General features: G+C 28.5%; 14 protein-coding genes and 1 tRNA gene. 7 read left to right on the top strand and 8 right to left on the bottom strand.

Annotation, left to right across the window (positions count from 1 at the left end; translation table 11 throughout):
* Positions 1–20 precede the first annotated feature (20 nt).
* The 8 genes from LN42_RS03405 to LN42_RS03370 form a co-directional block, all read right to left on the bottom strand.
* A complete protein-coding gene (locus LN42_RS03405; RefSeq protein WP_014296121.1) occupies positions 21–1883 on the bottom strand; it encodes a phosphodiester glycosidase family protein in 1863 nt (620 codons plus the stop codon).
* Positions 1883–3202, bottom strand: a complete 1320-nt coding sequence (locus LN42_RS03400; RefSeq protein WP_014296120.1) for a pyrimidine-nucleoside phosphorylase — start codon at positions 3200–3202, stop codon at positions 1883–1885. The genes LN42_RS03405 and LN42_RS03400 overlap by 1 nt, the downstream gene beginning before the upstream one ends.
* Positions 3177–4472 carry a cell wall metabolism sensor histidine kinase WalK gene (locus tag LN42_RS03395; RefSeq protein WP_041638465.1) on the bottom strand — a complete coding sequence of 432 codons (1296 nt, stop codon included), beginning with the start codon at positions 4470–4472 and terminating at the stop codon, positions 3177–3179. Before LN42_RS03395 ends, LN42_RS03400 begins: the two co-directional genes overlap by 26 nt.
* 59 nt (positions 4473–4531) lie before the next feature.
* A complete protein-coding gene (locus LN42_RS03390; RefSeq protein WP_014296118.1) occupies positions 4532–5260 on the bottom strand; it encodes a response regulator transcription factor in 729 nt (242 codons plus the stop codon).
* Positions 5261–5290: 30 nt separating this feature from the next.
* Entirely contained in the window at positions 5291–5713 is a 423-nt protein-coding gene (locus LN42_RS03385) for a thioesterase family protein (protein WP_014296117.1), read from the bottom strand.
* Complete coding sequence (gene ftsH / locus LN42_RS03380; RefSeq protein WP_075780365.1) at positions 5688–7595, bottom strand: ATP-dependent zinc metalloprotease FtsH; 1908 nt, start codon at positions 7593–7595, stop codon at positions 5688–5690. Before ftsH ends, LN42_RS03385 begins: the two co-directional genes overlap by 26 nt.
* The gene (gene tilS, locus LN42_RS03375) at positions 7582–8532 is read right to left on the bottom strand and encodes a tRNA lysidine(34) synthetase TilS (protein WP_014296115.1); all 951 of its coding nucleotides are present in this window, start codon (positions 8530–8532) and stop codon (positions 7582–7584) included. Before tilS ends, ftsH begins: the two co-directional genes overlap by 14 nt.
* A gap of 119 nt (positions 8533–8651) precedes the next feature.
* Positions 8652–8726 (bottom strand) — tRNA-Thr (locus LN42_RS03370).
* A gap of 121 nt (positions 8727–8847) precedes the next feature.
* On the opposite strand from LN42_RS03370, the gene LN42_RS03365 reads away from it, so the two are divergent.
* The 7 genes from LN42_RS03365 to LN42_RS03335 all read left to right on the top strand — a co-directional run bounded on the left by LN42_RS03365 (position 8848) and on the right by LN42_RS03335 (position 15137).
* Positions 8848–9738, top strand: coding sequence for an HD-GYP domain-containing protein (locus tag LN42_RS03365; RefSeq protein WP_014296114.1), 891 nt, complete (start codon positions 8848–8850; stop codon positions 9736–9738).
* Positions 9739–9802: 64 nt separating this feature from the next.
* Positions 9803–10495: a response regulator transcription factor gene (locus LN42_RS03360; RefSeq protein WP_075780364.1), complete on the top strand. Its 693-nt coding sequence runs from the start codon at positions 9803–9805 to the stop codon at positions 10493–10495.
* Complete coding sequence (locus LN42_RS03355; protein ID WP_175421113.1) at positions 10473–11909, top strand: HAMP domain-containing sensor histidine kinase; 1437 nt, start codon at positions 10473–10475, stop codon at positions 11907–11909. Before LN42_RS03360 ends, LN42_RS03355 begins: the two co-directional genes overlap by 23 nt.
* A complete protein-coding gene (locus tag LN42_RS03350; RefSeq protein ID WP_014296111.1) occupies positions 11902–12672 on the top strand; it encodes a DUF3919 family protein in 771 nt (256 codons plus the stop codon). Before LN42_RS03355 ends, LN42_RS03350 begins: the two co-directional genes overlap by 8 nt.
* Before the next feature lie 37 nt (positions 12673–12709).
* Entirely contained in the window at positions 12710–13840 is a 1131-nt protein-coding gene (gene dxr, locus LN42_RS03345; protein ID WP_232223918.1) for a 1-deoxy-D-xylulose-5-phosphate reductoisomerase, read from the top strand.
* Positions 13841–13858: 18 nt separating this feature from the next.
* The gene (locus LN42_RS03340) at positions 13859–14455 is read left to right on the top strand and encodes a class I SAM-dependent methyltransferase (RefSeq protein ID WP_075780362.1); all 597 of its coding nucleotides are present in this window, start codon (positions 13859–13861) and stop codon (positions 14453–14455) included.
* A gap of 1 nt (position 14456) precedes the next feature.
* On the top strand, positions 14457–15137 hold the full coding sequence (locus LN42_RS03335) for a YjjG family noncanonical pyrimidine nucleotidase (protein WP_075780361.1): 681 nt from the start codon (positions 14457–14459) through the stop codon (positions 15135–15137).
* Positions 15138–15241: the final 104 nt, after the last annotated feature.

The following is a 15241-nucleotide window of genomic DNA, read 5'->3' as shown; positions in this document are numbered from 1 at the left end:
CACCCCCACTGTAGTAATCTTTATCTATCTTTTTTAAATACCCCTAAAAAAGCAGGTATTTTACTTCTCCAGTTTTCTGATCGATAATTTAAGATGGACCCGTTGTAATAGAATATAGAAGAACTTCCCCCATCAAGCATCATAGCCTGTTTTATATTTCCTATTTTTTCAAGGAGCAATATTGCTTCGTCATAATTTATTCCAGGATTTGATTCCATGTATCCATCTACTACAATAAATAATACCATATCATCGTTATTAATTGCAACTATCGTTCGAGGTGTTTTTCGGTTAATAATGCTCCATGAATAGGCTAATTTCTCTTCTTTCATCGCTTCTGGCATTATATCATTACTTTTAAGTAACGGTCCGCTTTCAATTAACTCTTTTATAGCAATATTTTGATTTATATCTATATCAAATATTACTTCATCTCCTTCTGCGACATCTTTTATGTACTTCAGGTATTTTCTTTCAATTAATAATAATTTTTGATTATTTATGGGTCTTTTTTTACCAATATATACAATATAATCATTTTCTATTAAAAGGAATAAATAATCATCTTCACTTTCTTTTATTTTTCCTTTATATGCACTGGTATATAGCTTTACATCCCCTTTCCATGCTGTATTTATAGCTTTTATCCAGAATGGGACACCTCTTATGTATATTGTGTATTCCATATTTACCTTTTTTATATACGGAACTCCATATTCATCAACAATAAAGCATGGTCTATAATATGAAGAAATGTGCTGAATTTTTCCATCTGTAATTATTTTTCCTATTGGTTCCAGAGTTGAAACATCAAAATATCCAGCATTAATTGCAACTAATGGATTTTCTTCATTTAAATATTTTTCAGCGTCTTCAGGATTTCCAAGATTGTTGAACATAACCTTTATTTCTAATTCTTTTGGATTAATTGTGGCGATATGCACAGGAACAATTCGACCGTTTAAGTCTATCATTTTATTTTCCACTTTTAAAAGTTTTGTATCAATTTGCAATTTTTTAGAGTTTTTTTCCTCACTTGCGTTATTATTGTTTGCTTTTTTATTTTCATTTATGGTGTTAGAATTATTTACTAAATCATTTTCTTTGGTTTCAATATCATTTTTATTTTCAGTTTTTTCGTTGATATTGTTTTCGATATTTTTTTTCTCAACTACATTATTACTTGAATTGACAGTTTTAATATTTTCAGGAGAATTATTGTTCTTCTGATTTAAAGTTAAGATTATACTTCTTCCTGAAATTTGAATATCATAATTATTAAAATCTTTTATTTCATATTCAACAACATTATCTCCCAGCATTTTAAAGTTAATATCTGATGGAACAGAATATTCATTAATAGCTGGAACTATTACTATACCGTTTTTATTTTTTATTACCATTTCTTTATGTACTATATGACTCACTGAGAAGATAATTTTATTTACCGAATAGTCTATCTTTATTATTCGAGGAATAGAAGCATAAATATAAGTATTTCCATTATAATCGAATTTTTGATATCCCATAAATTTCACAAAAGCATCAACAAGAAGATAATATTGATCATTGTTTTTTAACACTGCAGATGCAAAAGAATCATTAATATTAAAATTGATTCTAACAGTTCCGTTTATTAAATTTAGTTCAAGAACATCCATTTTACTTCCAATATGTCTGATGAGATAGATAATGTTTTTAGAAGGACTTTTCTTGAGGTTGAAGATTTTGGAAATCTCTTCAACCTCAAGATATTTGTTATTGGAAAATGTAATATAATTTAATTCTGTAGATTCTTTTGTTAAATCAACATAAATTATTTTTCCATATGAAATAATAGCAAATAATAAAATGCTTAATATAAAAAGCAATTTTTTAGGCATTATTTACCTCCTGAAATTTTTTCATATATTAATTTCATTTTATGTTCTGTTGGAGGATTGTCTGTAATTTCGTATGCTTCTTTCATTAATTCAAGCGATTCTTCTACATTACTTTTATCTGATACATATAATAAAGCAATAGTATCTCCTTTTTCAACCTTTGCACCTAATTTCTTCATAACCTTTATTCCAACTGAATAATCTATTTCATCTTCTTTTTTCTTTCTTCCAGCACCTAACACCATTGAAGCAATTCCAACTTTTTCTGCATCTATATGTGATACATATCCAGATTTTTCTGCTTTGAATTCAACGATATTTTTTGAAATAGGCAATATTTCTTCTGGATTGTCAACTACTCTTTCGTCTCCACCTTGAGCTTTTATCCATTTTCTCATAATTTCTAAAGCTTTTCCATTTTTGATGTTTTCTTCTAATATTTTTCTTGCTTCTTTATATTCATATATACCTGCAAGGTCAATCATGCTTGCGGCAAGTTCAAGACATAATTCAGTGAAATCTTCAGGACCATTTCCTTTTAATGTTTCTATTGCTTCCCATACTTCAAGGGAATTACCAACCATTTCACCAAGTGGTTGATCCATATTTGTTACAACAGCAACTATTTTTCTATTATTGAGCTCAGCAATTTCAACCATTGATTTTGCAAGAGCAACGGCATCATCAAGATTTTTCATGAAAGCTCCACTTCCAGTTTTTACATCTAAAACAATCCCATCAGAATTTACAGCAAGTTTTTTACTCATTATACTTGCAGAAATCAATGAAATTTCATCTACAGTATCTGTAACGTCTCTTAATGCATATAATTTTTTATCTGCTGGTGCAATATTTCCTGTCTGGCCAGCAACAACCATTCCTACTTCATTGGCAATTTTAAAGAATTCATCTTTTGAGATAGCTGTTTTAAATCCAGGTATGGATTCTAACTTATCTATAGTTCCACCAGTATGACCAAGCCCTCTTCCTGAAAGTTTTGATACCTTTAATCCAGCAGAAGCTACAAGCGGTCCTACAGCAAGAGTTGTTTTATCTCCTACACCACCGGTAGAATGTTTATCAATTTTAATTCCTTCAATTCCTGATAAGTCTATTATATCCCCGCTATTTCTCATGGTCATGGTAAGATAATATCTTTCTTCCTTATTCATTCCATTAAAATATATTGCCATTAGCCATGCAGAAATCTGATAATCTGGAATGCTTCCATCTACATATCCATTTACCATAAATTCTATTTCTTCTTTTGTATTAATTCCACCATTTCTTTTTTTATGAATTATGTCTACTGGTCTCATTTAAACTCCTCCCTTTAAATATAATCTTTATTAACGTACCCTGTTGTTCTTCACTATCTACTTCAATATATGCTCTATGTTTTTCAAGTATTTGTTTTACAATATACAATCCTATACCGGTTCCTGGAATTTGTCTTGATCTTGATTTATCAACTCTATAGAATAGATTAAATATTTTATTCCTTTCTCTTTCTGGAATTCCAATACCTGTATCTTCAACTTCGAATATTATTTCATCTTCTTTTCCAGAATACAATCTAATAAATATTTCTTTTGGACCATTTTCTTTTATATAGGTAAATTTCACAGCATTATCGAGAATATTGTAGGCAACTTGCATAAGCCTGTCTTCATCACCGGTAATAATTAATTCCTTTTCTATATCAAGATAAAGTTTTACATCCATATCTTTTACCAGAGATTCAAATATCATATATACCTTTTTTATTAAATTGGAAATATTTAATTCTTTGAAATGATATTCATAGTCCTTTCTTTCAAGACGACTTATATCCTGTAAATCATTAATTAATCTTGTTAGTCTTGAAGATTCATCTTCAATTATTCTCAAAAATCTAATTGCCTGTGGAGACATATTTTCATCGCTCATAAGCAATGTTTCTGCATATCCATGTATAGCAGTAAGTGGTGTTTTTAATTCGTGTGACATAACGGTGAGAAATTCTCTTCTCATTAAATCGAGTTCCTTTTCTTTCGTGATATCTCGTAAAATAACTATTCTATAGTTTTGTTCATGTTCTGTATCTAAAGTTACTTTTTTTATCTCGCAATTAAAGAAAGATTTTTTAGGGCTATATATAATGATCTCTTCCTTTAAGTTCTCATTTTTTCTATAACTTTTTAAAATTAAGTCTATAAGTGTATGATCTTCAAGGATTTCTGATAACGTTTTCCCTAAAAAATCAGAAGTTATGAAAAGATTTTGAGCTCCTTTGTTGGCATAATCAAGTATTAATCTATCAGAACTTTCATTATAAAAGACGAGCATTATAGCTTCAGAGATATTATTCAAAATAGAATAGATATTTTTTCTTTTTCTTTTTTCTATATCCATTTTTTTATTTAAGTCTTTTATCTTTTCTTCAAGAGAATGTACCAAAAATTCAGTGGCAGGATCGCTGGCACTGATTGATAATACTCTTGATATAGATGATTTTAATTTCGAAGTTTCTTTTTTTAAAGACATATATGCGGTTACAACATAATATAGTACAACCAAAAAAATGGATATTAATAAAAAGTATGTCACCATTTTATCACCTATTTCAAAAAAGCGACAGAAATCCTTCTGCCGCTTTTAGTTTTTTATTAGTCTAATTTTTCCTTTCCAGGATCTCTGAATTTATAACCTTTTCCTCTAACTGTAATTATGTATTTTGGATTTGAAGGATCTTCTTCGATTTTTGTTCTTAATCTTCTTATATGTACGTCAACTGTTCTTGTGTCTCCAAAATAGTCATAACCCCATAATTTATCCAATAATACATCTCTGCTGAATACTTTTCCTTCGTTTTTAGCGAGGAAGGTCAATAATTCAAATTCAAGAGGTGTTAATTCAACAGGGTTACCTCTAATAAGAACTTCATATCTTTCTGTATCAATTTCAAGATCCTTTGCAATAATCTTCTTTGGACCTTCTTCTTTTATTTGCATTGCCTGTTGTTGTCTTCTGAAAATTGATTTAATTCTTGCAATTAATTCTCTTACGTTAAAAGGTTTTGTTACGTAGTCATCACTTCCGAGTTCAAGTCCAGCAACTTTATCAGCTGGATCATCTTTTGCACTTAAAATAAGAACAGGTGCATTTTTGAATTTTTCATTGCTCTTTATTGTTCTTATGAAATCAAATCCATCCATTGAACCAGGTAACATAATATCAACTATGAAAAAGTCTACATCCTTTTCTTCTATTACCTTTACTGCTTCATCTGCATCTGAAGCTAATACAACATCATAACCTTCCTTTGTTAAATTAAAATTCAGCATTTCGGAAATTGCTGGATCATCTTCAATGATCATAATAACCTTTTTACCCATTTTAATTTCCTCCCTTCGAATATTGAAAATTTACATTAATTTTGTTGATTTGTCGTTTGTTCTTCTTTTTAAAGCTTTGCTGTTGACTATTACACGTTTAAATTCTACTTCTGCAATTTTTTCCATTTCATCAAAAACTTCTACAAAGAATTTTATCTTATTTCCCTTTACATATACAATCTTTATTTTCATATATACTTTAAAACCATATGGTGTTGGAGCGATATGATTTATTTTAGCCGAGGATACAACCATTACATGTTCAGGAATTAAAGGACTGACTATTTCTGTAGAAGCCCTAAAAACCTCTTCTAATAATGCTGTTGTTGATAATAGATGAAAATCTTTAAACTCTTCTTTTTCAGACCATAAGAAGCTTTCATCATTAACGGAAAAAGAGTAGTTAAATTCTTTCCCCTCTAATTCCTTAACTTCTTTCCAGATCACCTCCATCGTTTTCCACCCCCTCGGAATCTTCAATAGGTGAATCTTCATTTTTGGAATTTGATACACCCAATAACTCGTTTAATTCTTCACCGCTTAATGTTTCCTTTTCAAGCAATATTGCAGCAATAGAATCAAGTTTATCTCTATTGTCAGATAAAATCTTTTTTGCTTTTTCATAAGACTCTATAATAATTCTTTTTACTTCATTGTCTATTTCGCTAGCGGTTTCTTCACTGTAGTTTTTCATTTTTGCTAATTCTTTACCAAGGAATACTTCTTCTTCTTCAGCACCCCAGGCTACTGGACCAAGTCTTTCACTCATTCCAAATTTTAAAACCATAATTCTTGCATATTCTGTAGCTTTCTGGAGATCATTTGCTGCTCCGCTTGTTATTTGATTAAATACAAGTTCTTCTGCAGCTCTTCCGCCTAAAATACCTGTTATTCTATCCAATATCTCTTCTTTTGTCATTAAATATCTATCTTCAAGAGGTAATTGCAATGTAAAACCTAAAGCCTGATGACCTCTTGGAACTATTGTAACCTTATGGACTGGATCTGCATTTGGCAATAATGCACCAACTATAGCATGACCTAATTCATGATAGGCAATAATCTTTCTGGTTTTTTCAGATATTACCCTGCTTTTTCTTGCTGGACCTGCAATTATTCTATCAATAGCCTCTTCCATTTCTTCCATTTCAATAATCTTTTTACCCTTTCTTGCAGAAAGTAATGCCGCTTCATTAATAAGATTTTCAAGATCTGCACCTGAAAATCCTGGAGTTCTTCTTGCAAGTACATCAACATCAATATCTGGAGAAATAGGTTTTCCTCTCATATGTATTTTTAATATTTGAGCTCTTCCTTTTACATCAGGCATATCAAGGACAACTTTTTTATCAAATCTTCCAGGTCTTAATAATGCCTTATCTAAAATATCCGGTCTGTTTGTAGCAGCCATTATAATTATACCTGATCTTGGATCAAAACCGTCCATTTCAACAAGTAATTGGTTAAGTGTCTGTTCTCTTTCATCGTGGCCGCCACCAAGTCCTGCGCCTCTTTGACGACCGACGGCATCTATTTCATCAATAAATATAATTGCTGGAGCATTAGCTTTAGCCTGAGAGAATAAATCCCTAACTCTTGCAGCACCAACACCAACAAATAATTCAACAAAATCGGAACCACTTATATAAAAGAAAGGTACTCTGGCTTCTCCTGCCACAGCTCTTGCAACCAATGTTTTACCTGTACCAGGAGGTCCAACAAGTAAAATTCCCTTTGGCATTCTTGCTCCAAGTTTGTTAAATGATTGTGGATTTTTTAAAAACTTTACTATATCCTGTAATTCTTCTTTTGCTTCGTCAACACCAGCAACATCATCAAATGTAACTCTTTCCTTTTCTGGATCATATTTTCTTGCAGGACTTTTTGTAAAGTTCATTCCCTGTGGTCCTCTACCGGTAAGAGGTCTTAACATTATCATCCACAGGAATATTAGTATTACAAATGGAACTACATAGCTTAAAATTCCATATATCCATCCAGAAGTTACATCCTGTTTGAAATCAACTTCCACTTTATTTTGAATGAGTTTATCAATAAAGTCGTTATCTTTTAAAACAACTGGAGCAAAAAGTTCATAATTCTGACCATCAATAGTTTTTATTTTTACTTTACCTGTATCTTCAACAATTACCTTTGAAACTTTATGGTTATCAACGAGATCTAAAAACTGTGTGTAACTAATAGTAAGATTTGTTGTATCAACTGACATACCTTTTATAATAAAGAATATAATCAGACCAATTACTAAATATACAGAAATAATTCCTATATGCTTTTTGAAATTTTTTCCATCATTATTCTTATTTTCCGCCAAGAGAATTTACCTCCTTTGATATCTCTAACTTATCTTTATTCTTTATTATTATTAATCCGTTGATTTTTCTTTTTCCTTTTGATTTCATTTTTAATAATTTTTCTGTTTCTTCTTTTGAAGGTGGTAACTTGTTTAATTTTAAAAAAATAAGCCTTAGAATTTCATTGTCAATAAAGTCATTTTCTAAAGAAAGAATGTAAATGTTTTCTTTTATTTCAACTCGCGAATTAAAGATATTTTCTACGAAATTCCTGTATTCCCATGTTATTTCAGCAAATCTAAATATTGCATTTTCGTATTCTTCATTTATTTCTTTGAAATAAGGAAGGATTTTATGCCTTATTTTATTTCGGGTATATTTTGTATCAAAATTCGACTGATCAATTACATAGTTAACATTGTTAATTGTAACATATTTTTCGAGATTTTCAAAATTTAAAATTAATATCGGGCGTGTAACATTTTCGTTTATGGGAAGCAATCCTCCAATGCCATATATTCCTGTACCTTTTATCAGTCTATAAACTACAGTTTCGCTTAAATCTCTGGAATAATGAGCTATAGCTATTTTATTATATTTTTCTTTTTTTAAAATTTCCCTAAAATAATTATATCTTAAAGTTCTTGCAGCCTCTTCAATGCCAATTTTATGCGTTTTTGCATAGTTTTTAACATCTTCTTTTTTAGAATAAAATGTAATTTTTCTTTTTAATACTTCACTTTTTACAAAATCTTCTTCAGAATCTGCTTCTTTTCTGAGCGAATGATTAAAGTGCGCAACTCCTATCTCTATTTTCAAAATATCTTTTAATTTATCCATTATATCAAGCATTACCATTGAATCACGTCCGCCGGAAACCCCTAATAATACCCTATCTCCCGGAGAATACATATTATATTTTCTAATAAATTTTAATACTTTAAATTCAATTTTCATAAAATCACTCCATTTCAAAATTAATTATAACATAAAATTAACTCAGGAAAATGATATACAAAAAAGAATTATTATAATGAAAAAAACAAAAAAATCTCCTGTTTTAATACAGGAGATTCTGGAGCCGGTGAAGGGAATCGAACCCCCAACCTACTCATTACGAATGAGCCGCTCTACCGTTGAGCTACACCGGCAAGAATATTGACGAAATAATTATATATTTTAAAGATGATTTTGTCAAGTATTTATGCTTAAAAAACATAAATATGGTATAATTATATAGAAATAACATTTTTTTTGAATGGAGGCATGAAGATGGGATTCGAAAAACATAAAATCTACGATCCTACAGGATTAAGTAGAAAGGTTTTAAATAAATTTTTATTTGAATATGTAGATACCCCTAAAAATACGGTTATAAGAATTTCCGATAAGCAGATGGAATGTGAGATGCCCTACATTTTGATAAAAGATAAAGAAATACAGTTAATTAATGATGAAAGGTTTCCGAAATCAATTCCAAATTCTGAAAAGGCATTTCAACTTCTCTTATTGAGTATGTTATCTGATTCATTTGAGGAAGCTCCATTTGAACTTTTATATTTGCTTGAAGAAAAAAGAAAAGAGGTTGCAGAGTTTATAAAAAATTTAATAGTACTTCTTGAAGTTGAAGATAAAAAGACAAGTATGAGTCATACACAACGTGTAGCATTTTATTCAAAAAAATGGGCGGAATATATGAAAAAAGATCCTGAAGAAATTGAATTAATATATGATGTAGCTATGTTACACGATGTAGGAAGAATTGGTATTGAACAATTAATGCTATTTTCAAAAACAAGGGTTTTTGATTTAGAACAATGGGATTTAGAACATACAGTAGCAGGTTCTGTATTTTTAGGAAATAGAAAAGAACTCTGGTATGCCATGGATGTAGTAAGATCTCACCATGAGTTCTGGAATGGAACAGGATTTCCAGATCACCTAAAAGGTGAAGAAATTCCATATCATGCACGTTTAATAGGAATTGTTGATTGGTTTGATTGGGCCACTCACACAGCGACTTCTGAACATTTTGGAATTTTATCTCCGGAAGAAGCTTTAAATTATATTGAGTTTAATCTTGGAAAGAAGTTTGATCCAAATCTTGGACAATCATTTATAGATTTTATGAAAGATTTTCTTAAGACAGAAAAATTTATTTAAGTATTAAATATCCCCCATTTTCAAAAAGATGGGGGATATTTTTGTTAAAAAATGGGGGGATATAATGAAAATACTTATAATTGAAGATGAAAAAAGCATTCTTGATCTTATTAAAATGAATCTTATTTTAGAAGATTTTGAAGTTATTTCCTCAGAAAGAGGAGAAGATGGGATAAATTTGTTTAAAAGCGAAATGCCAGATCTTGTTATATTGGATTTAATGCTTCCTGATATTGATGGATTTGAGGTTTTAAAAGAGTTGCAAAATATGGATTATAATATTCCAATTATTATTTTAACTGCTAAAAATAATCAAAATGATAAATTATTAGGTCTGGAATTAGGGGCGGATGATTATATTACAAAACCATTTGACAGCAAAGAATTGATATTAAGAATAAGAAATATATTAAAAAGAATAAAAAAATCAAGATTTTCTAATGATGATAAAACAGCTCTTAATGTGAGGAATAAAATTTTAATTTATCCTGATGAAAGAAAGGTATTAATAGATTCAAAGGAAATATATTTTACAAAGAAAGAATTTGAATTATTCTATTTGCTTGTAAAAAATACAAACAAAGTTTTATCAAGAAATGCTATATTGGAAAAAATCTGGGGGTTTGATTCATCTATAGACACAAGAGCTGTAGATATGACTGTTCAAAGAATAAGAAAGAAGATAGGCATATGTGGATATTTAATAAAATCTTTATATGGAGTTGGTTATAAATTTGAAATTTCAAATGAAGAATAGCATTAGAAATGAGATATTATTTTTGAATATTTCTCTCACATTTACCATATTATTAATTATATTTTTTGTTATTCTGAATATTTTTCAGAATAACATTCTGGATAATGTAATAAAAAAAATGATAAAAAATAGTCAGGAATCACAGATATATATAATGGATACATTAAAAAATTTCAGTTTTGAAGATGTATATTTTCAACTTGAAGAACTCTCGCCATTTCTTGCCGATTATATCTCTAATAAATACAATCTTCGGGTTCAATTGTATAATAACAAAAAAAGACTGTTATTTGATACTGCTTTTTCAAATAAAAAGTATTTTGTTTATCAGGATATACATTATGCATCAAATAATATGAAAAATTATATAATAAAAAAATATGGAAAAGAAAAAATTCTTTTCTTTTCCTCACCCATATTATTTAAAAATGAGGTAATAGGGGTTATCAGATTTATATATCCAATGAATAATGAATTTAGAATAATAAATTCTATAGCTAGAAAGCTTATATTTCTTGATTTCATAGCTATAATTTTTGTTATATTATTGAATTATTATTTTTCTAACAGTATAGTAAGGCCAATAAAAAAATTAAAGTTAGAAACAGAAAAAATAGCAAATGGTAATTTTGACTCAAGAATATATATAAAAAGCAATGATGAAATAAATTCACTTGTTAATTCATTTAATAAAATGGCAGAAAACCTTGAAAAATATATATATTCTTTGAAAGAAGAAAAAGAAAAACAAAAAATGTTTATAGATAACGTAACTCATGAATTAAAAACACCCATAACCTCTATATTAGGACATGCTGAATTAGTAAAAAGATTAAAAAACAAAGAAGATATAAATAAATCCTTAGATTATATCCTTTCAGAAGGACATAGACTTTTAGATATGGTAGAAGAAGTATTATATCTTTCTAAAATAAACAAAAATTCATTTGATTTTGAATTTTCATTTATAAGAATCGAGGAACTTATAAATGATGTTATCTCTTTATTGAATCCAAGATTTAAAAAGTTTGGTATTAAAATAATAAAAAATTTTAAAGAAGAATTATTATGTATAGATTATCTCAAGATAAAAGAGGTTTTATTAAATATTCTGGATAATTCAATTAAACATAGTAAATGTACAGAAATATTTATCTCATCTTATAAAGAGTTAAATTATTATTGTCTGGTAATATCAGATAATGGAATTGGTATCGATGAAAAAATAAAAAAAGAAATTTTTCAGCCATTTATTTCGTCAAAAGGGAAAAACAGCTTTGGTCTTGGACTGACAATTTCAAAAGAGATTATGGCAAAGCATAATGGTGAAATTCAAATGGAGTCTTCGAATACCGGAACAAAAATAGTATTAAAGTTTCCGCTTGATAAAAAGAGGTGCAAAGATAATGAATAAAACCATAAAAAAATATATAATAATATTTTTATTTATAACGATTTTTATAGGTTTTTGGGGCGTTATTTCATTAAATAGAGTATTTGATAAAGTTTATTTTATAAATGATTCAAATGAAGTATTAAAAAAATATATGTCTTCAACACCAATAAAAATAACGTTTAAGATTGATTATTTGCCTCAATGTGAGATTACAGAGCCGGAGATTATTTTAAATGTATGGCGAAGAATTTCAGAACTTCCTGTATATAAATATATAGAAAGTTCTAATAATCCTAATTTGACAATAATTGGAAGTATCTTTTTTCTCGATGGTTCAAAAAAAGATTTTTTGGTTAATAAAGACCTTAAAATTGGAAAATATATATATGGTTCAGATGAAGATATAGAATTCTTTAAGGAGATATTGAAAGAAAAATTATTCAACATTTCAAATATTTCAAAATTACTTTTTGACAATAGGGCTAAAATAATTTTTTTTGATAAATTAAATGGTGCTTTAATAAATGATGAGAAGCTAATAATGGAAATATATAATACAATAAATACATCGCTTCAAATATATTCTTCAGAAAAGATAGGGAAAATTCTTCAAAATAAAAAAAATTCCATATATAAAGTAAAAGTTATTTTTGACAATATAGATGTTATAACCTTTGAAATATTTGATGCAGAGACTTTTGCTGTATATTATATGGACAAATTTTTGTATCTCAGAAAAGGAAACATATTAAAGGTATTGGAATTTGGGAGTAAAGAATAGTATGATATAATAAAATGTTAAAAAGAAATAATTAGAGGTGATAGTCTTGAAAATAGCTATAACAGGAGTTACTGGTTCTATTGGCACTCAAACGCTTGAAGTTTTGGAATTTCTTAAAAATAAAGGGTTTGATTTTGAAATTGTTGGAGTAAGTGCAGGTTCAAACGATAAAAAATTAATAGAAATTATAAAAAAATGGAATCCTGGATATGCAGCAATAGAAAATAAAGAATTACCTGAAAAAATAAACAATACAAAAATATTTTCTGGCAGTGGAGCAACATTGAAAATGCTTAAAAATTCAAAACCTGATTTTACTCTTGTTGCAACTGGTGGTGCAGCCGGGATACGCCATACATTAAAAGCAATTGAAGTTTCAAAAAGAATAGGCCTTGCAAATAAAGAATCAATAGTATGTGGTGGAAATATGCTCTTAAATTATGCAAAAGAGCATAATACTGAAATAATACCTGTTGACAGTGAACATAGCGCGCTTTTTCAATTAAAAAACGGTGATGATATTCCATATAAATTAATAATAACAGCATCAGGTGGTGCATTAAGGGATGTTCCACTGGAAGAATTAGAGAACGTAACAGTTGAAGATGTGTTAAATCATCCTGTATGGTCAATGGGAAAAAGGATTACAATTGATTCAGCAACAATGGTTAATAAGGGATTAGAAGTAATAGAAGCATATTATCTTTTTGGAATAAAGAATATAGATGTTGTAATAAATAGAAATAGTCACATTCATAGCATAATTGCATATAAAGATGGGGTTATGAAATTTCATTACGGTCTTCCAGATATGAAAATACCTATTGCATATTCAATTACATATCCAAAAAGAATATTTGAATATAAATTGCCAGATATAACCTTAGAACCTGTAAAGTTTGAAAAGGTGGATTATAATAGATATCCGGCATTAAAACTTGCTTTTGAAATTTTAGGGAATCAAAAGCTTCAGATAACTTTTAATGCAGCCGATGAAATTGCAGTTAAATTATTTCTCGAAAGAAAGATTAAATATACAGACATCTATAAAATTGTAAAGAACAGTGTTGATTATTTTGAAAAGCAAAATATAGTTTTAAATGACTTTGAGGATATTATTAATCTTGATAGAGAAGTTAGGATATACGCTGAAAAAATATTTTCTTAATTTGTGGAGGGGATTTAAATGACCCGATATGATTTTATTTCAAAACATTATGATACATTTTTAAGAAGCCTTGAAAGAAATACATTGGATATGTTCAGACAAAGATTTGTACCGATGATAAAAGGATATACACTCGATCTTGCAGTTGGAACCGGGAATAATATAAAATATTATCCTGAAAATTCAAAAGTTGTTTTAATAGATAAAAGTGTTAAAATGCTGGAAATTGCAAAACAAAAGTCTTTAGATAGAAAAGATCTGGATCTGAAATTTATAAACACATCTGTTGAAAATATGCCTTTTGAAGATGAGACATTTGATACTATATTATCTATAGACGTATTTTGTTCGGTAAAAAATCCATTTAATTCTATGTTGGAGGTTAAACGAGTTTTGAAAAACGGTGGAACCGGGATATTTGTTGAACATGGATTAACAGGAAATATTTTAAAGGATTTTATGTTATATCTTACAACGCTTATTACCTATCCGCTTGCAGGTTCTTCGATGGTTAGAAAACCTCTTGACTATATTAAGCATGCTGAAATTCAAATAAAGGAATATGGATATCTTAAAGGTTCTTTTTATTATTTTATTGTAAGGAAGGAGTTTTAAAATGAAATATGAAATAGTATATTTTGATTTAGATCATACGTTATTGGATTTTCCAAAATCTGAAAGATACGCATTATTTGAAGTGTTAAAATCTTTAAATGTTGAACCTAAAGAAGAATTTATAGAAATATATGTACCTATAAATGAAAAATGGTGGAAATTATTTTCTGAAGGGAAATATCCTAAAGAAGTGATTATAGTAGAAAGATTTAAAGAATTTTTTAAAGAAGCGGGCATAAATAAAGATGTGGATTTTCAAAAAATTTCTAATTTATATCTTGAAAAGCTTTCAAAAGCCGGTTTTTTCTTTGATGGAGCTGAGGAATTTCTATTTAAGTTAAGAGAAATGGGACAAAGAATGGCAGCAATTACAAATGGTGTTGAAAAGGTTCAACAGGGAAGAAGCAAAATTTTAAAATTAGATCGTTTTTTTGAATTTGTCTTAACTTCTGAAAAAGCTGGAAAACCAAAACCTGACCCCATTATTTTTTATAAAGCTGCAGAAATTTCTGGTGTTCCAATTGAAAAATCAATATATATTGGTGATAATCCTGATTCTGATTATCTGGGAGCCAAAAACGCCGGAATGGATTTTATACTATATGATCCAGAAGATATTCATCAGGATTTACAATGCAAAAGAGTAAGAAATTATGAAGAAATATTAAGGGAGTTATTATAAAAAATCCTGCACATAGAAGTGCAGGATTTTTTATAATAATATCCAACACTCTCGCAAATTTCATCAGGATTTATTTTTTTAATATTTGACACACCTGCATCAAT

The organism is Marinitoga sp. 1137 (genome assembly GCF_001941525.1).
Taxonomy (GTDB): Bacteria; Thermotogota; Thermotogae; order Petrotogales; family Petrotogaceae; genus Marinitoga; species Marinitoga piezophila.
Note: the sequence above shows the minus strand (reverse complement) of the source record. Positions and strands in the feature narration are given on the sequence as shown.